The following is a 16,023-nucleotide window of genomic DNA, read 5'->3' as shown; positions in this document are numbered from 1 at the left end:
CGGCGGCGGAGCAATTCACTCGCAGCGATCACGGGTGACGCGCGATGTCGATTCGGATGTTGTCGCTCGTACCGATGATGAATACTCGGTCCCGCTTGGCTTTCCAGTCGTAGGGGATCAAGAAGTAGCGATCCGGGGTCCGGGACAGCAGGGTCAGGCCGCTGTAGACGTAGCGAAACTTCTCGTCGGGCACTGTGATCGGGTCGACGCGGGAGGCGCCGCCCTCGATGGCGAGCCGGTCGACGCTGAACAACAGCACCAGCGGGCGGTCGGCGAAGTGCGTGAGCTCCGCGGTCCGGGCATCTTGGTCCGCTTGGTCGGCGGCATAGCCACCGACCGACCACATCGTTCCGAGCACGCCGATGGCCAGCAACGCCAGCAGGGTCACCCAGGGCAAGTCCGTCGAGCGATCGCGTCGTCGGTGCCGTCGCGGCCCGAGCTGGACGGGATACCACATCCGGAGCGCGATCGCGTAGCCGAGCAAGGCCGCGCCGCTGATCAGCATGAGCGGCAGGTAGCGACTCATCGCCGCGGGCAAGAACGCACGCAGCACGATTCCGGCCGCGACTGCGGCGAGCAAGCTCGCACCGAGCGTGACAACGGAGACGAACCACCGGCGCAACGTTTGTCGTGGCCGCCGAGTTCTGGCCGCGACGAGTATCGGTATCGGTCGCAGCCCGGCCAGCGCCACCGCGGCCAGCAACGCCAGCAACGCGGGCCAGTAGGCGCCGTTGACGCTGCGCACGACGTAGTCGGGGATCGAATAGCCGAGCATGCCCACGTCGATCCCGAAGTGCGCGAACCATGTTCGCGTGTACACCTGTCCGAAGTAGTACAGCATCGCGGTCACGACCAGCGCTTGCGAGGTGATCGCGCCCGCCGCCGACAACACGAGGCGAAGCCCGCGCGGTAGATCCGAGTGCTGCCCCTCGGCGTGGCTCGCTTCGTCGGTCTGCACAAGGGTGGTGGCGATCACCGGTTCGGCTCCGGTGCGGAAGTCGTCGTGCGGGGCGCGACCGTGGTCGTCGACTGCGTCGGTGTCCCGCTTTCGATTCCCGCGCCTGCTCGGGTAGGGCCGGGGTCCACCCGCGGCGTCGTAGGTATGACAGCTGAGACTTTGTCGCCCGGGGTGGGCGACCCCGGCGGCATTGTCGGCCCGACCGCCCCGCCGTTGTTCTGCTGCGTTGGTGAAGGCGCCGCGGTTGGGGGAAGGATCCGGCTCCCGACGGAAGACGGCGAGGAGGCCTCAGAGGGTGTCCCACCGGGGGTTGCGGGCAGGCTCGATGTGCTGGCCTGGACGGTGTTCGCGGGCGGAACGCCTGGCAGTTCCGGATGCTCTGGGCTGCAACCGCACACGAGACCGAAACTCACAGCGCCGACCCCGACGACCCTTGCGGTGAAACGCATCAGACCCCCTCGTAGACCACCCGGTGCAAGAAATGGTTCCACAAATCTCAAGTGGCACAAGATATCCCATCACAGGACCACATACCGGTCAGTCGGCCGCTTGATGTCGTCGACTGGAACTCGGCGGTCGGGCCCTGCGGTGTAGATTGCGCCGCTCCGCTACGCTCGGCAGGCATGGGTGAATCTACTACCGAGCGTAGTAAGAATGGTGACTCGACGTGGCGCCTGTCGCGCCGGGGCCTTTTCGGATCGGCGCTCGCCGCTGCCGGTGCCGCGACGGCCGGTGCCGCGGCGGGCCGGATGATCGACGGGGAATCCACCGCCGACTCGGGCATCGAGGCATTTCACGGGCCTCGGCAAGCGGGTATCGCGACTCCGGCGCAGTCGCATGCTTTGTTCTTGTCCTGCGACATCGCCCGGCCGGATCGCGCGGCGCTGCGGGATCTGCTGGCCGGATGGACGGCAACGGCGGCCGCGCTCGCCGCGGGCGATCCTGCTCCCGAAAAGGATGACACGCCAGCGGGATTCAGTGCCCATACCGACTTCGCCACGGGTCTCGATCCGGCGCGTCTGACCGTCACGTTCGGTCTCGGCCCGAGCGTCTTCGACGGACGGTTCGGCTTGGCGGACCGTCGGCCGGAACACCTGCATCCGCTGCCCGAATTCGCCGGGGATGTCCTGAATCCCGCGTGGAGCGGCGGCGACGTGCTGGTGCAGATCTGCGCCGACGACATGCAGATCGTGAGCCACACCTTTCGCGCCCTGCGTGCGCGCATGCCCGGTCTCGCGCGCATGCGGTGGACGCAGCACGGCTTCCTCAGTCGGCCCGGTGGCGGAACGCCACGAAATATGTTCGGGCACAAGGACGGTACGGCCAACCCCCACCCCGGAACGCCGGAGTTCGATCGCGCTGTATGGGTCGCGTCTCCCGACGAGCCGGATTGGTTTCATGGCGGAACCTACCTGGTGTTCCGCAAGATCCGGATGAAGACCGCCGAATGGGACCAGCTGCCGATCGCCGAGCAGAACCGAATCATCGGCCGCCGCCGCGACGACGGTGCCCCGCTCGGCGGGCACACCGAATTCGACCCGATCGATGTGTCGGCACGGTCGGCGAACGGCGATCTCGAAGTTCCCGCGGACGCCCACGTGCGACTTGTTCACGGCATCCCGATGCTGCGCCGCGGCTACAACTACGACTACGGCATCCTGCTCGCCAACGCCTCCGAGTCCACGCACCCGCACGAACACCCGGCGGGCACCGATCCGAACCACACCCACGGCGGACATAATCAACTCGACGCCGGCCTGTTGTTCGCGGCCTACATGAACAACCCGCCGGACCAATTCATCAGAGCCCAGCACGCCCTTGCCGCAACAGACCGCCTCAACGGCCTCATCCAACACACCGGCAGCGGGATCTTCGCCATACCACCCGGCGCCGACCCTGGTGAGCCAGTCGCAGTGGCCCTCGGCGCCTGATCGTGCAAGTGGGCGCGGTGGGCGGCTCGCCGTGCCGCGCAGGCCTTGTGGAGCGAGTTCGCACCGGAATTCGTATGCTCCGCCATCACCGGCCGCAGTGTCGCGCACTTCCATCAGCATGTGTTCGCCCGGCCAGAGGGCATGCCGGAATCGGCGCACTGGTTCGATGCGACTCGTGGTCCGACGGACCGCGAATCGACGCAGCAGGACTTGTCGTGTTGTCCGGGCGTCTGGCGACCTACTTCCGCGAACCTCCCGCGCACGGATAGCAGGACGTGGCACCGGGCCTGGTGACGGTAGCCACGGTTCTGACAATTTCATCATTTTTGCTTGACAGATACTTTCCTCGTAGCTGATGATTTCATCAGTAACGGACGTGGAGGTAGCTGTGACAAGCATCGACAAGGGTGTCGGCACCGGGCGGACGGTCCGGGTCGGAGAGCACGAGATCTTCTTCACCGAGGCTGGGTCCGGCCCAGGACCCGGCCACCGAGATCGGCATCCACGCCCACCAGAACCTGTCCCTGTCGGTCGCCAACAGCGTCGTCGCCGTCGAAGCAGGCGCGACCCGCGTCGACGCGTCGCTGGCCGGACTCGGCGCGGGCGCGGGCAACACACCGCTGGAAGCGTTCGTCGCCGTCGCCGACCTGCACGACTGGGAGCATGGTGCGGACCTGAACTCGCTCACCGACGCCGCCGACGACCTGATCCGGCCCTTGATGGACCGGCCCGTGCAAGTCGACCGCGACACCCTCACCCTGCGGCTACGCAGGCGTGTACTCCAGCTTCCTACGCCACGCCGAAAAAGCCTCCACCACCTACGGAATCGACGTCCGGACCCTGCTCACCGAAGCCGGACAACGCGGCCTCATCGGCGGACAAGAAGACATGATCACCGACATCGCACTCGACCTCATCGGCGGCCGCGCCCGGTGAAGGTGATCAGCAGCGGGACATCGGGCCTGCCGCCGACGGCGGCAGCCCGTCCGCTACAGCTGCGGCTGCGGCGGAAGCGGCGTGGAGGTCAGCTTCTGCGCCGACCGCTTGGTCATGCCGAACATGCGCAGCACATGAAAGGTCATCTCGTCGGTGCGGGCCCCCGCGTCGGCATCCGGTCGCGCATCCAGCAGCTGCAGCAGACCCAGCAGGGCCCCACCGGCGGCCATCACCGCCATGTCCGGATCCATCGGCTCGAACCGGCCCACCTCCTGCGCCTCGATGATGTCGCGACGCGCGCGCGGCGCCAGCCCCTCGTCGCGCAGCAGCACCGACATGCCGGAATTCAGCAGCACCCGGACCATCTCCGGCACCTGCCGCTGCAAACGGCCGGTCATGCGGAAACTCACCGCGAACACCTCGGCCGGATCGTCGTACAACGCCACGATCCCGTCGCGCATCTCGCTGTAGACCTGCAGCACCGAGCGCACCGCTTCGTCGAACAACTGCTCCTTCGACTGGAAGTGGTTGTAGAAGGTGCCGAAACCGACGTCGGCGGCATCGGTGATCTCCTGAATGCTCACCGCGGAACGACCCTCCGACAAGAATTTCCGCGCCGCGCCGAGCAACGCGTTGCGGGTACGTTCCCGGCGCCGGTCGACGCGGTTGCGCACTGCGGGTTCTGCCATCGGTCCTTCTCTCCCTCGATATCGTTACGAGAATCGTATCTGAGGAAACCATCAGATTCGCCGCTGCTCCTCGATCAAAGAAATGGAGAACCTCTGTGACCAACTCCCGCTGGCAAGCCCGTATGCAGATGACTCGCCGCCGGGTGCTGGGTGGAGCGGTCGCGGGAACGTTCGGTGTCGCCGCGTCGGCCGCGACGGCGCCGCTCGCCCAGGCCGCCCCCGGCCGCCCCCAGCAGCCCGCGCCGTCGGGCACCTACCGAATCGACCTGCATGCGCATTTCCTGCCACCGGACTACCGCGCGGCGCTGCTCGACCATGGTCACTTCACCATCGGTGGATATCCGACACCGGACTGGTCGCCGGAGCAGGCGCTGGCGTTCATGGATTACTACGGGATTCAGGCCCAGGCGCTGTCGGTGTCCGACCCGGGTGTGTCGTTCCTGCGTGGCAAGGAAGCCACCGACATGGCGCGCTACTGCAACACCTACGCCGCGGACCTGTGCACAACCCACTCCCAGCGTTTCGGCGCCTTCGCGGTGCTGCCGATGCCCGATATCCCGGCTTCCATTGCCGAAGCGATCTACGCGATGGACGAACTACACCTCGACGGCGTGGTCCTGCTGTCGGCTTACGACGGCGTCTACCTCGGCGACCCGCGCTTCGAACCGTTGATGATCGCGTTGAATCAGCGCAAAGCCTTCGTCTTCGTCCATCCGGCCGCGATCCCGGCCGGCGCCAAGCCGGAACTCCCGTTGCCGGACTTCCTGGAGGAATTCACCTTCGACACCACCCGCGCCGCGACGTTGATGATGGCCACCGGCATGACCCAGCGCTACCCGAACATCCGTTTCCAGCTGGCCCATGCGGGCGGCACTCTGCCGTTCCTGTCCCACCGCATCAGCGTCGCTTCGCAAACCGTGCTCGGCGAACTGTGGCCCGAGGATCTGCCGCGGCCGTCGATTCTCGACACGCGACGCCAGATCGCGAACTTCTACTACGACACCGCCCTCAGCGGATCGGCCGCCGCGATGGCAAGCGTGCTCGCGGTCAGCCCGCGCGAGCACGTCGTCTTCGGTTCGGACTGGCCCTTCAGCGCCCTCACCCTCCCACAGACCGGCACCCACGATCCGGCGCCCGGGCTCAGCGATATCTTCGACGCCGACCAGCGCATGGAAGTCGAACGGCACAATCCGCTGCGGCAACTGCCCCGGCTGGCCGAGGCAGTCGGCGCGTGAGCCGTGGGCCGGGTACCGGCACCTATGCCATAGCCGTCGCTACGACAGCTTTGCCGAGAATTCGCTGCGTTACCGTAGCCTGGCCACGTGCGCGCACTTGTGTTCTCGATGTGGGCTTCGGTGTGCTTCGTCGTGGTGTCCCTGGTGTGGGGAATCGCGGCGGGATCGCAGATGATCGTCTTCGACGGTCTCTATTCGCTGGTCAGTATCGGGCTTTCGGCGCTCGCCATCATGGCGCACCGGACCGCCGCGAAGGGCGCCGACGCGATCTACCCATGGGGTCGTGAGACTTGGGAGCCGGTCGCGATCGTCGTCAAAGCGACTGCCCTCGGCGGGCTGTGTCTCTACGGGTCGGCGAATGCGGTACGGGAGATCGTGCACGGCGGTCGCGCGATATCGGCCGGCTCCGCGTTGGCCTATGCGGTGACCGCGTCGCTGGCGAGTATCGCCGTGGCGGTGGTGCTGTTTCGGGCGGCCCGCTCCGACACGGGATTGGTCCGTGCGGAGGCGGCGGAATGGGTCGGCGACGCGGCGCTGAGCCTGGTCACACTCGGCGGATTCCTGGGCGCGGTCATTCTGCAGGAAACCGGGCACGCCGACACCGCGCGGTTGGTCGACCCGAGCCTGGTGATCGTGGTGTCGGTGGTGTACCTGTGGGTTCCGGTCCGGTTGTTCCGGGAGGCGTTCCGGGAAATCCTGACCATGGCCGCCGCAGAGCCGGTCGGCTCTGTGGTTCAGGAGGTCTGCGACGACATTCGGGCAGCGCACGGATTCGACGAATCATTCGTGCGGGCATCCAAGGTAGGAAGCCGGCTCGACGTAGAACTGGCCTTCGTCGTGGGGCCTGGCACCTCGGGCCGCGACGTCGATTTCTTCGACCAGGTGCGCGCGGAGGTCCAACAGCGCCTTCACTCGCTTGGATACCGCCATTCGACATCCGTCCTGTTCACCGCGCAGCGCGAATGGGTGGATTGGTCACACTGATCATTCGGGCCGGGGCTGTTCGCGCGCGGGCAACGCTCAGTTCTGCGCGACGGCGGCTTCGGCTGCGGCGCGGGCACGGGACAGGGCCTCGGGCACCGGAATTCGGCCCGCATACATCTCGGCGAAGATCGGGTCGATGGCACGAAGCGCGGCGGGAAAGCCAGGGCCGCCGCCGGAAGGGATACGTGGTCCACGCAGCACGTCGAAGAAGGGCGAGACGTCGACGCCTTTCCTCGCCCAGTAGTCGCGGTAGGCCTGCTGCTCGGAGACGACAGCGGGAATGGTGGCGCCGTCGCCGGCCAGATACCGGTTGCCCGAACCACTGCCCAGCCAGGCGAGCACCCGCTGCACCGCGTCGGAGTGCCGGGTGGCGGCGTTTGCGGCGACGCCGACCGCATTGTTGGTGCTCACCCGCCCGGACGGCCCGTGCGGCAGCAGCGCGACGCCCCACCCGAAGCGGGCCTGCTGGGCGATCTGCGCGAGAGTGAACGTCCCTGACTGGAGTAGCGCCAGTTTGCCCTGCAAGAAGGCATTCTTCGCGAAATCGGGGTTGGTGTTGGTGTCGGCGGGTGCGGGCGCGAGCCGGTCGGCGATCAACCGGATCAGGTAGTCGAACGCCGCGATTCCCTGCGGGCTGTCGAAGACGAAGTGATCGCGGTCGTCCTGGAACTGTGCCCCGGCCGAGCCCAGATACGGCAGCTCGATGGACTGGAAGTCATGGCCTGCGTTGTAGGACCAGGGTGCGACCGCGGCCAGACGGCGCAGTAGCAGGCGGAAGGTGTCGTCGCCACCGGGGCTCCATTGCACCGCATTCAGCTCGGCGGGATCGATGTGTGCCGCCGCGAGCAAGTCGCGGTTGTAGTACACCGCCGTGCCGCCATCGACGAATTGCGGTACGGCCCAAAGAGTTCCGTTGCGGGTGTACTGCGCGACCGCCGACGGGTCCCAGGCCGCCGCGGCGTCGGGACCAAGTGCCGCCCCGACGTCGATCAGCCGTCCGGCATCGGCATAGTCCTCGTACAGGGTGGTCCAGAACAGGTCATCGGCGGTGCCGCCTGCCACGTCCAGCCGCAGCTTCTGCTGATACGACGACCACGGCACCACGGTGATCCGCACCTCGACGTCCGGATTCGCGCGCTGGAACTCCTCCAACGAGGCGCGGTAGACAGGCACGAACTTCTCGTCCCAGATCCGCAATCCGATCACGGTGCGGCCGGACCCGTCACCGCCACGGCCGAGCCACAACACGGCCGCGACGAGCAGAACCATTGCGATCCCCACCGCGAGCACCACGCGGGTCGAGGTCTTCATTTCCCACCCGTCCATGCGATCGAGCGCAGCACCTGCTTCTGGAAGATCACGAACAGCACCACCAGCGGGGCGATGGCCAGGGTCGTCGCCGCCATCACCAGGGTCCACTGCGCGTTGTACCGGGTCTGCAGATTCGCCGTCGCGACGGTCAGCACCTGCCACCGCTCGCCACTGCTCGCGACCAGCGGCCACATGAAATTGTTCCACTGCGAGACGATCGTGATGACCGTCAGCGTCGCCAGCACCGGTCGGCTCATCGGCACCATCACGTGCACGATGACGTCCAGGGTGTTGGCGCCGTCGAGCCGCGCCGCGCCGATCAGCTCTTCGGGAATCGCCCGAAAGTACTGGCGCAGCAAAAAGATCGCGTACGGAGAGCCGAACACGAACGGCAGCGCCAGCGCCCAGAAGGTATTGAGCCACCCCAGTTTCGCGAACATCAGATACAGCGGGATCAGCGTCACCATCGGCGGCACCATCATGGTGCCCAGATAGACCCAGAACAGCGCATCCCGGCCGGGAAAGTCGGTGCGCGCGAACGCATACGCCGCCAGCACCGAGGTGATCAGCTGACCGCCGGTGACGAACACCGTCAGCAGCGCGGTCACCAGCACCGCTCGGCCGAGCCCGTGGTCCAGCACGGTCCGGACATTGTCCGCGGTCACCGGATGCGGCAGGGCCAGCGGCGATCCGGTGGCGAACTGGCCGGGCGTCTTCACCGCGGTGAGCGCGCTGAGCACCAGTGGCGCCACGGTCAGCACCGCCCCGGCCAGCAGCACCGCGTAGGCCGCGACCGAACGCAGGCGATCAGAACTCATAGGTGGTTCGCTTCCGGAAGTAGCGCTGCTGCGCGATCGTGATCGCGACCATCACCGCGAACACCACGAGCGCCATCACGGCGGCGCGGCCCGGCCGTGCCGCGTCGAATGCCTCGGAGAACATCCGCATCGCAACCACATCCGTGCGATCGCCCGGCCCGCCCTTGGTCAACGCGTACACGGTGTCGAAGGTCTGGAAGGCGGTCAGCACGCCGGTGACGAGGACGAAGAACATGGTCGGCCGCAGCAGCGGCAGCACCAGCCACCGGATCCGGCGCCAGCCGGTGGCGCCGTCCAGTGCGCCGGCGTCCAGGATCTCGCACGGAATCGCGCGGATCCCGGCCACGAAGAACAGCGCCACGTACCCGAAATTCGCCCACACGCTCACGGCGGCCACCGACGGCAGCGCCAGCGCCGGATCGGACAGCCATTCGATGCGGCGGTCGAGCGCGGCGTTCAGCGCACCGCCGGTCGGGGCGAACATCCATTGCCACACGACACCCACCGCCACCGGCGCACACATCCACGGCAGCGCGTACATCACCCGCAGACCCGTCGCGCCGCGCCGAGCCAGTAGCGCCGCGACCGCGAAGCCGAGCACGGTCTGCACCGGCACGACGATCGCCGTCAACGCCGACGTCACCAGCAGGGCATGCCCGAACGCCGGATCCGCCAGCACCGAGCGCCAGTTCCGCAGCCCCACGAACTCCATGGGGCCCAAGAGATTCCAGCTGTGCAGACTGAGCCAGGCGACCACCAGGATCGGCAACAGCAGGAACGCCCCGACTCCGACCAGGCTCGGCAGCAGCAGTACGTAACTCGTCACGGCACGACGAGCATCAGGCCGTCTCATGTCCTGCGACGCTACCGTCCACCAGGGGACGGGCGCGCTGCGTGGTCAGTTGGTAGGGCCGCCCGCGACGTAGATCACCTGTCCGGAAACGAATCCCGCGCCCTCGCTCACCAGGAAGGACGCGGTGTGTGCGATGTCCTCGGGGCGGCCGACGCGCTGCACCGGAATCTGCGCGGCGGCGGCCTTCTGGAAGTCCTCGAAGGAGACGCCGACGCGGGCGGCGGTGGCCGCGGTCATGTCGGTGACGATGAATCCGGGGGCGATGGCATTGGCGGTGACGCCGAACTTGCCCAGCTCGAACGCCAAGGTCTTGGTGAAGCCCTGTAGGCCCGCCTTGGCCGCGGAGTAGTTGACCTGGCCGCGGTTGCCGAGCGCCGAGGTGCTCGACATATTGACGATGCGCCCCCACTGCTGCTCGACCATGTACTTCTGCACCGCGCGGGTGAGCAGGAAAGAGCCGCGCAGGTGCACGTTCAGCACCGAGTCCCAGTCCTCGACGCTCATCTTGAACAGCAGGTTGTCGCGCAGGATGCCGGCGTTGTTGACCACCACGGTCGGCGCGCCGAGTTCGTTCTCCAGCTGCTGGACGGCAGTGGCGACCGATTCCTCGTTCGACACGTCGGCGCCGAGCGCGACGGCCCGCCCGCCTGCCGCGGTGATCGCTTGTACGGTGTCCGCGCAGGCGGCCCCGTTGAGATCCAGCACGCCGACTCGGAGACCGTCCGCCGCCAAGCGCTTGGCGATCGCCGCGCCGATTCCCCGCGCGGCGCCGGACACTACTGCTACTCGCTCGCCCATGAGCCATCCCTTCGTCGATCGGGTGTCGGGTTCAGTCATACCGCACCGGGTCGCCTTGCGGTGGCGAGGATTGGTTGGCGACCAGCCTCAGACCCGAGGAGATGGGTGGTCGCCCTCCGCCGGGCGGACGATGCCGTGGAACAGCAGATCCAGCAGACGTTCGCTGGTGTCGCGGGTGGGTGCGGACTGGTTGTCGGCCCACGCGATGGCGGTGGCCAGTTCGATGATGTCGTCGGTGGTCACGTCGGGACGTGCGCGCCCCGCTCGCTTGGCACGGGTGAGCAAGGAGTCGGCCGCGGTCAAGGCCGCGGCGCAGTATGGGGCAAGCGCACTGTCGGGCGCCTCGAGTGCTCGCACGATCTCGTCGGAGAGCCCGCGCACGCGATGGATGTGCGAGACGAGTTCGGCGACCCATCGCTGGAGCGCGGTGGCCGGATCGTCCTCGACGCCGAGGACGCCGGCCAGGGTAGTGACCTCGGCGAGGCTGTCGCCGACCACGGCGGCGATGAGGTCTTCCCGCCGCGGGAAATGCCGGTACAGCGTGGCAGGGCCGACGCCCGCGCTGCGTGCGATCTCGTTGAACGAGACCTCGACCCCACCCTCGGCGAACGCGGCGCGCGCCGCGGCGAGCAGGCGCGCGCGGCTGCGCCGGGCATCCGCTCGGGTACCGCCTGGTGGCAGCGATTCGGCACGATCCACAGCCGGACTCCTTGCATATTCGGAATGCCGTTCCATATATTCGGAACGGTATTCCGAATTGTAGTCGATGGAGGATCGTCCATGAGGTTGCACTCGCACTTGCCACGCACGGGCATCTGGGTGAACGGGCTCGATTTGCAGCCGCCGTCCGCGGCCGCGGAGTCGGCCGCCGAGCTGGAGGAGCTGGGCCTCGGCGCGATATGGCTCAGCGAAGGGCTCGCGTACGACCCGTTCGTCACTGCCGCGGGATTGCTTTCCGCGACACGGTCGCTGGTGGTCGGAACGGGTATCGCGGTGATCTACGGTCGTCATCCGCACTGGATGCGGGCTTCGGCCCGAGCGGTGCTCGATGCGCACCCGGATCGGTTCGTGTTCGGACTGGGGACCTCCAACCCGCGTGTGGTCGAAGAGGTGCTCGGGCTCGAATACCGCGCGCCGCTGGCGACATTGCGCGGCTACCTCGACGATCTCGACGCGCCGGACGGCCTGCAGGCGCAGCTCGGCCTCCCGCAATCGGGCAGGCTGCCTCGGGTGCTCGCGGCGCTCGGTCCGCGCGCATTGGACCTCGCCCGCGCTCGGGCGGACGGCGCCATCACCTATCTGGTCTCTCCCGAGCACACCGCGCAGGCCCGCGCCGTTCTCGGGCCGGATCGGTTGCTGGTCGTCGAGCAGGCGGTTGTCGTCGGGGCCGATGACGACGACGCCCGCGCGAGGGCCCATGCGCACGTCGGCGCGTACCTCGCCAACCCGGGGTATCGCGCGAGCTGGCAGCGGCTCGGCTTCTCCGACGCCGATCTGGCCGAACCCGGCAGTGCCAGGTTGGTCGACGCCCTGGTCACCATCGGCGAGAACCAGGTGGCCGAACGAATCGCCGCCCATCTCGCCGCCGGTGCCGATCACGTCTGCCTGCAGGCGCTACCGCAGGAGCCGTTCACCATTCCGGCCCAGCAGTGGAAGTTGTTGGCGGCCATCGGTTCCGCTTCGTGACGCTCGGCTGCGAAGGCCGGCGTCGATGCCGAGTGAATTCGCGCAATCCCGAGCGGAAGGCTTGCTCCGCGGTCGGCTCGGTGCTTCGATCGGCACGTGACCGACCAGACCGAGGTTCCCCGCATCGTCAGCGCCAGCCGTGAAATCGCCGCGGGCGCGGCAGAAATCTTCGAGCTCATCGCCGATCCGGCCCAGCAGCCACGCTGGGACGGCAACGACAACCTGTCGGAGGCCGCGTCGGGGCAACGGGTGCGGGTGGTGGGGGAGGTGTTCAGCACGACCCTGACCAATGGGGCCGTGCGCGAGAACCACGTAGTGGAGTTCGCGGAGGGCAGCCGCATCGCTTGGCGTCCATCCGAACCGGGAAAAGAGCCGCCCGGCCACCTGTGGCGCTGGGAACTGGAACCGGTCGGCGAGGGCCGCACCCGGGTCACCCACACCTATGACTGGACTCTGCTGACGGACGAGAAGCGTCAGGTTCGCGCCCGCGCAACCACTGCCGACAAACTATTGGCTTCCATCGTCCGCCTCGCCGAACTCGCTGAAAATCAAGCGGATTCAACGCAGCGGTAACCCAGCGATGACCTCCTCAGCTGGAAGAACGGCGCTGTTCACACAGTAAGCGGGCATGGCGAATTCGCCGCAGGTCATCCATTGATCTAAATCAATTACCCGGTTGTAAAATTATGGGGTACTGTGCGCTTGTGCCCGCACACCGCGCCCCCGAACCCGACAACCGCGTCCGCGATGCCGAACGCACCAAACGCTGCCTGCTGGAGGCCGCCTTGGAGGAGTTCGCCGCACGGGGTTACGCAGGCGCTCGGGTCGGCGACATCGCCGAGCGCGCCGGCGTCAACAAGCAGCTGATCACCTACTACTTCGGCGGCAAAGAAGGCCTTTACCAGGCGATGCCGCAACGCTGGCTGGAGCGGGAGTCCACCATCGGTGATCCGGCGTTGCCGCTGACGGAGGTGGTCACCAACTACCTGCGCGACGTGCTGCACGACCCGCGCGGCGTTCGATTGCTCATGTGGCGGGGACTATCCGATCCGAGCCCGCACGTCGACCACCCGATCACAGCGGAGGATGTCGCCGACACCGAGCGACGCCAAGAGCTCGGCGAGATCGCGGCCGACCTCGACCCGGCCGCCTTCCGTCTCGCGGTGCTGGGGATGGTCGTCGTGCCGGTGCTGCTGTCCGCGCAGGTCCGCGAGTTGTTCGGCATGGATGCGCGGTCGGAGGACTTCGAGCGGCACTACGGCGAACAGTTGCGCCGCATTCTCGCCCATCTCACCGATTCCCGTTCCGAAAGAGAGATCTCATGACCTACCTCGTCACCGGTGTCCGCGGCATTGTCGGTCGCGCTGTCGTCGATCAGCTGCGCGCCGCCGGAAAGCCGGTACGGGCGGCCAGTGCTCAACCCGACCTCGCCACCGCGCCCGCGGGTGTCGAACTGGTCGGACTCGACCCGGCCGATCCGCGCTCGGTCGCCGCCGCGCTCGACGGGGTGGACAAAGTCTTCTACTACGCTGCGCGCGAGGGCGTGGACACCTTCATCGACGCCGCGAAGTCCGCCGGTGTCGCGCACATCGTGTTGCTGTCCTCCATCGCGACGGAGGGTGACCACAACCCCATCGGCGCAATGCATCTCGCGGTAGAAGATCCGCTGCGCGAATCGGGGCTGCCGCTGACCATCCTGCGGCCGGGCGCCTTCGCGGCCAATGCCCGCGCTTGGTTCTCCAGCATCAAAGCCGAACGTGTTGTCCGCCAGCCCTTCCCGGACGTGCAGCTGACCCCGATCCACGAAGCCGACCTGGCCGCGGCGGCCATCACAGCACTCGACGATCCCGCCCGCGCGGGCAAGATCTACCCGCTCACCGGACCGGAATCCCTCTCGCACCGGCAGCAGGTCGACGCCATCGCCGTGGCCCTCGGCGAGCCGATCGAACTGATCGAACTGAGCTACGAGGAGGCGGTCGAGTCCTACTACCGTCCGGTGCTGGACCTCTGGGCCGAAGCCGGAACCGCCCCGAGCCCGGTCGGCCCCACCGCCGAATCGGTGACCGGCACCCCCGCCCGCACCTTCGCCCAGTGGGCCATCGACCACGTGGACGACTACCGCTGACGGTGCCGAGCCGCTGAGGCGCCTGGACCGCGATAAAGCTGCGCGTGCGACGCTGCTCGGCGGGTATTCCGCGGCACAGCGCCTCGGCGGATGGCGCCGGTTTCGCTACTTCGTCCAGGACGACCGAAGGGGAGCTCCATGTCAGCGCTACACCGCAGATACCTCATCCTTCTGGATCCAGGCGCTACCGCCGGCAGCGCCACTCCGACGGCCATTCGGAGGAGGTTCTTCGAGTGGCTGGAGAGTACCGACGCCCGAGTGGATCAGGACGGCGGCGCCAATCGGCTGGTCATCACCGCTTCCCTGGAAGTCGCCGAACGTATCAGAGACCTCGAGTACGTCCTCGGTATCGAGCCATACGGGTAGCGCAGCCCGGGTCGACGTAGTGCAGGGGTCATGCACTCGGGCACGAAGCCCAGACCACGGTAGACGCGCCGGCACTGTGCCAGGTCACGTCCTGCGGTCTCGTCGCGTCCAGCGCGTCTCCTGCGTCGAGTGTGTACTCCGCGCCGTCGACACGGATGACGGTCGTACCGGCGATGACATAGAGAAACAGCGTGCGGTTGTCCAAGTCGATCGGGCACCTGCCGTACTCGCCGGGCAAGGCGGTGACGACGTGGCCGCGCAGATCGAGCTGCGGGTGCGAGATGTCGACCGTCCCCGGCGTCTGCTCGGGCAGCCGTGCCTGCCGGATCGGCGCCTGTCCCTCGTGGACGAGCACCTCCGGGATGCTGGCGCCGAGCGCCTCGGTGATCGCAGCCAACGTGTGCAGCGAAGGCTGGTTGATTCCCTTCTCGACGGCGGACAGGTACGACACCGATACCCCGCAGAACTGCGACAGCACCGCGAGAGTGAACCCGCGCTCCCGCCGTATCTGCCGCAGTCGCGCGCCGACGCGCACGGCGAGTGCGTTCTTGTCGAGTCCGGTCACAGCACCGAGGGCGTCACGATCCACAGGATCACCGCGGGTTCGGTCGAGGTCACCTTCAGCAGATGCTGGGGATGCGCGGAGTAGTGCAGGGTCTCACCGGGCGCGAGCCGAAAGTTCCTGGCGCCGATCTGCATCTCGATCTCCCCCTCGAGCACCACCAGGAGACGTTCACCGAAACGCGCGTAGCCCGTGGCGGATTCCGACGGGCTGATCCGGCTGAGCAGGCCGGTGAAGCTCGGATCGATGGACCGGGCGGACAGGATCGTGTGGGTTTCCGCGCTGCTGCTGTTCACCCATGCGTGCTTGCCGCCGTGCGCACGGTGGACGTGCACCGTCGAATGCCTTGTCGGCGGGAAGAACGCCGACATGTCCGCGCCGAGTACCGTCGCGAGGGTCGCGAGAGTGCTGAGGCTCGGTGCGGTGACCCCGTTCTCCACATTGGAGAGGTAGCCGTCGGTGAGACCGGTTCGTTCGGCGAGTGCCGCCAGCGTCATATTTCGCGCGCGGCGCAGGTGTCGCAGTCCTCCACTCACTCCTTCCACGACCGCATCCATGGTGTACTCCTCGACCAACTATCCCGCGAAGCTACAGGGTCACCCCTTCTTTGCTAGAGGTGCACTCGTGCATAGTGTTGCACGCCGCACTGCCCGAGCAGTCTCGGTGCGCCGCGAGTCTCAATCGCGATCGTCGGCTCCGTGAGCAGTTGCTCGGTGCCGCGGAGTCCGCTTTTGCGCCTGGGGATCACGTGCCGGAGCCGGTCGGCGACCG

At 67.4% G+C, this 16,023-nt stretch carries 17 protein-coding genes and 1 pseudogene; 9 read left to right on the top strand and 9 right to left on the bottom strand.

Annotation, left to right across the window (positions count from 1 at the left end):
- Positions 1-28: 28 nt before the first annotated feature.
- A complete protein-coding gene (locus OHA40_RS04210) occupies positions 29-976 on the bottom strand; it encodes a hypothetical protein (protein ID WP_330231757.1) in 948 nt (315 codons plus the stop codon).
- 605 nt (positions 977-1,581) lie between these two features.
- Here OHA40_RS04210 and OHA40_RS04205 point away from each other — a divergent pair.
- Both OHA40_RS04205 and OHA40_RS04200 read left to right on the top strand, forming a co-directional pair.
- Positions 1,582-2,889, top strand: a complete 1,308-nt coding sequence (locus OHA40_RS04205; protein ID WP_330231756.1) for a Dyp-type peroxidase — start codon at positions 1,582-1,584, stop codon at positions 2,887-2,889.
- A gap of 407 nt (positions 2,890-3,296) precedes the next feature.
- Positions 3,297-3,825, top strand: a pseudogene (locus OHA40_RS04200) (4-hydroxy-2-oxovalerate aldolase); the annotation flags it as partial.
- Positions 3,826-3,878: 53 nt separating this feature from the next.
- Here the strand turns inward: OHA40_RS04200 and OHA40_RS04195 are convergent.
- The gene (locus OHA40_RS04195) at positions 3,879-4,514 is read right to left on the bottom strand and encodes a TetR/AcrR family transcriptional regulator (protein ID WP_330231755.1); all 636 of its coding nucleotides are present in this window, start codon (positions 4,512-4,514) and stop codon (positions 3,879-3,881) included.
- 95 nt (positions 4,515-4,609) lie between these two features.
- Here OHA40_RS04195 and OHA40_RS04190 point away from each other — a divergent pair, with 95 nt between their 5' ends.
- A complete protein-coding gene (locus tag OHA40_RS04190) occupies positions 4,610-5,749 on the top strand; it encodes an amidohydrolase family protein (RefSeq protein WP_330231754.1) in 1,140 nt (379 codons plus the stop codon).
- Between the two features lie 87 nt (positions 5,750-5,836).
- Complete coding sequence (locus OHA40_RS04185) at positions 5,837-6,733, top strand: cation diffusion facilitator family transporter (RefSeq protein ID WP_330231753.1); 897 nt, start codon at positions 5,837-5,839, stop codon at positions 6,731-6,733.
- Between the two features lie 36 nt (positions 6,734-6,769).
- Here OHA40_RS04185 and OHA40_RS04180 read toward each other — a convergent pair whose 3' ends face one another.
- From OHA40_RS04180 to OHA40_RS04160, 5 genes are all read right to left on the bottom strand, one after another.
- A complete protein-coding gene (locus OHA40_RS04180) occupies positions 6,770-8,044 on the bottom strand; it encodes an extracellular solute-binding protein (RefSeq protein ID WP_330234034.1) in 1,275 nt (424 codons plus the stop codon).
- The gene (locus tag OHA40_RS04175; protein WP_330231752.1) at positions 8,041-8,862 is read right to left on the bottom strand and encodes a carbohydrate ABC transporter permease; all 822 of its coding nucleotides are present in this window, start codon (positions 8,860-8,862) and stop codon (positions 8,041-8,043) included. The genes OHA40_RS04180 and OHA40_RS04175 overlap by 4 nt, the downstream gene beginning before the upstream one ends.
- Complete coding sequence (locus tag OHA40_RS04170; protein WP_330231751.1) at positions 8,852-9,715, bottom strand: carbohydrate ABC transporter permease; 864 nt, start codon at positions 9,713-9,715, stop codon at positions 8,852-8,854. The genes OHA40_RS04175 and OHA40_RS04170 overlap by 11 nt, the downstream gene beginning before the upstream one ends.
- 45 nt (positions 9,716-9,760) lie before the next feature.
- The gene (gene fabG / locus OHA40_RS04165) at positions 9,761-10,513 is read right to left on the bottom strand and encodes a 3-oxoacyl-ACP reductase FabG (RefSeq protein ID WP_330231750.1); all 753 of its coding nucleotides are present in this window, start codon (positions 10,511-10,513) and stop codon (positions 9,761-9,763) included.
- An 87-nt stretch (positions 10,514-10,600) separates the two neighbouring features.
- Positions 10,601-11,212, bottom strand: a complete 612-nt coding sequence (locus OHA40_RS04160; protein ID WP_330231749.1) for a TetR/AcrR family transcriptional regulator — start codon at positions 11,210-11,212, stop codon at positions 10,601-10,603.
- 81 nt (positions 11,213-11,293) lie between these two features.
- Between OHA40_RS04160 and OHA40_RS04155 the strand changes: the two genes are divergently transcribed.
- The 5 genes from OHA40_RS04155 (at position 11,294) to OHA40_RS04135 (ending at position 14,690) form a co-directional block, all read left to right on the top strand.
- Complete coding sequence (locus OHA40_RS04155; protein ID WP_330231748.1) at positions 11,294-12,199, top strand: TIGR03620 family F420-dependent LLM class oxidoreductase; 906 nt, start codon at positions 11,294-11,296, stop codon at positions 12,197-12,199.
- Positions 12,200-12,295: 96 nt separating this feature from the next.
- The gene (locus OHA40_RS04150; RefSeq protein ID WP_330231747.1) at positions 12,296-12,772 is read left to right on the top strand and encodes an SRPBCC family protein; all 477 of its coding nucleotides are present in this window, start codon (positions 12,296-12,298) and stop codon (positions 12,770-12,772) included.
- 131 nt (positions 12,773-12,903) lie between these two features.
- Entirely contained in the window at positions 12,904-13,524 is a 621-nt protein-coding gene (locus tag OHA40_RS04145) for a TetR family transcriptional regulator (RefSeq protein WP_330231746.1), read from the top strand.
- Entirely contained in the window at positions 13,521-14,324 is an 804-nt protein-coding gene (locus OHA40_RS04140) for an SDR family oxidoreductase (protein WP_330231745.1), read from the top strand. The genes OHA40_RS04145 and OHA40_RS04140 overlap by 4 nt, the downstream gene beginning before the upstream one ends.
- Before the next feature lie 138 nt (positions 14,325-14,462).
- Positions 14,463-14,690, top strand: a complete 228-nt coding sequence (locus OHA40_RS04135) for a hypothetical protein (RefSeq protein ID WP_330231744.1) — start codon at positions 14,463-14,465, stop codon at positions 14,688-14,690.
- A gap of 28 nt (positions 14,691-14,718) precedes the next feature.
- On the opposite strand, the gene OHA40_RS04130 is transcribed toward OHA40_RS04135, so the two are convergent.
- Together OHA40_RS04130 and OHA40_RS04125 are read right to left on the bottom strand one after the other, a co-directional pair.
- Positions 14,719-15,279 (bottom strand): helix-turn-helix domain-containing protein, encoded by a 561-nt coding sequence (locus OHA40_RS04130; protein WP_330231743.1) that lies wholly within the window; start codon positions 15,277-15,279, stop codon positions 14,719-14,721.
- Positions 15,252-15,809 (bottom strand): helix-turn-helix domain-containing protein, encoded by a 558-nt coding sequence (locus OHA40_RS04125; protein WP_330231742.1) that lies wholly within the window; start codon positions 15,807-15,809, stop codon positions 15,252-15,254. Before OHA40_RS04125 ends, OHA40_RS04130 begins: the two co-directional genes overlap by 28 nt.
- Between the last annotated feature and the right edge of the window lie 214 nt (positions 15,810-16,023).

The sequence above is a fragment of the Nocardia sp. NBC_00508 genome, assembly GCF_036346875.1.
GTDB lineage: Bacteria > Actinomycetota > Actinomycetes > Mycobacteriales > Mycobacteriaceae > Nocardia.
Note: the sequence above shows the minus strand (reverse complement) of the source record. Positions and strands in the feature narration are given on the sequence as shown.

Excerpts from the sequence above, each read along its gene's own strand:
- OHA40_RS04205 (WP_330231756.1), top strand. The coding sequence starts at position 1,582 with ATGGGTGAATCTACTACCGAGCGTAGTAAGAATGGTGACTCGACGTGG.
- OHA40_RS04195 (WP_330231755.1), bottom strand. The coding sequence starts at position 4,514 with ATGGCAGAACCCGCAGTGCGCAACCGCGTCGACCGGCGCCGGGAACGT.
- OHA40_RS04180 (WP_330234034.1), bottom strand. The coding sequence starts at position 8,044 with ATGAAGACCTCGACCCGCGTGGTGCTCGCGGTGGGGATCGCAATGGTT.
- OHA40_RS04175 (WP_330231752.1), bottom strand. The coding sequence starts at position 8,862 with ATGAGTTCTGATCGCCTGCGTTCGGTCGCGGCCTACGCGGTGCTGCTG.
- OHA40_RS04170 (WP_330231751.1), bottom strand. The coding sequence starts at position 9,715 with ATGAGACGGCCTGATGCTCGTCGTGCCGTGACGAGTTACGTACTGCTG.
- fabG (WP_330231750.1), bottom strand. The coding sequence starts at position 10,513 with ATGGGCGAGCGAGTAGCAGTAGTGTCCGGCGCCGCGCGGGGAATCGGC.
- OHA40_RS04155 (WP_330231748.1), top strand. The coding sequence starts at position 11,294 with ATGAGGTTGCACTCGCACTTGCCACGCACGGGCATCTGGGTGAACGGG.
- OHA40_RS04140 (WP_330231745.1), top strand. The coding sequence starts at position 13,521 with ATGACCTACCTCGTCACCGGTGTCCGCGGCATTGTCGGTCGCGCTGTC.
- OHA40_RS04135 (WP_330231744.1), top strand. The coding sequence starts at position 14,463 with ATGTCAGCGCTACACCGCAGATACCTCATCCTTCTGGATCCAGGCGCT.
- OHA40_RS04125 (WP_330231742.1), bottom strand. The coding sequence starts at position 15,809 with ATGGATGCGGTCGTGGAAGGAGTGAGTGGAGGACTGCGACACCTGCGC.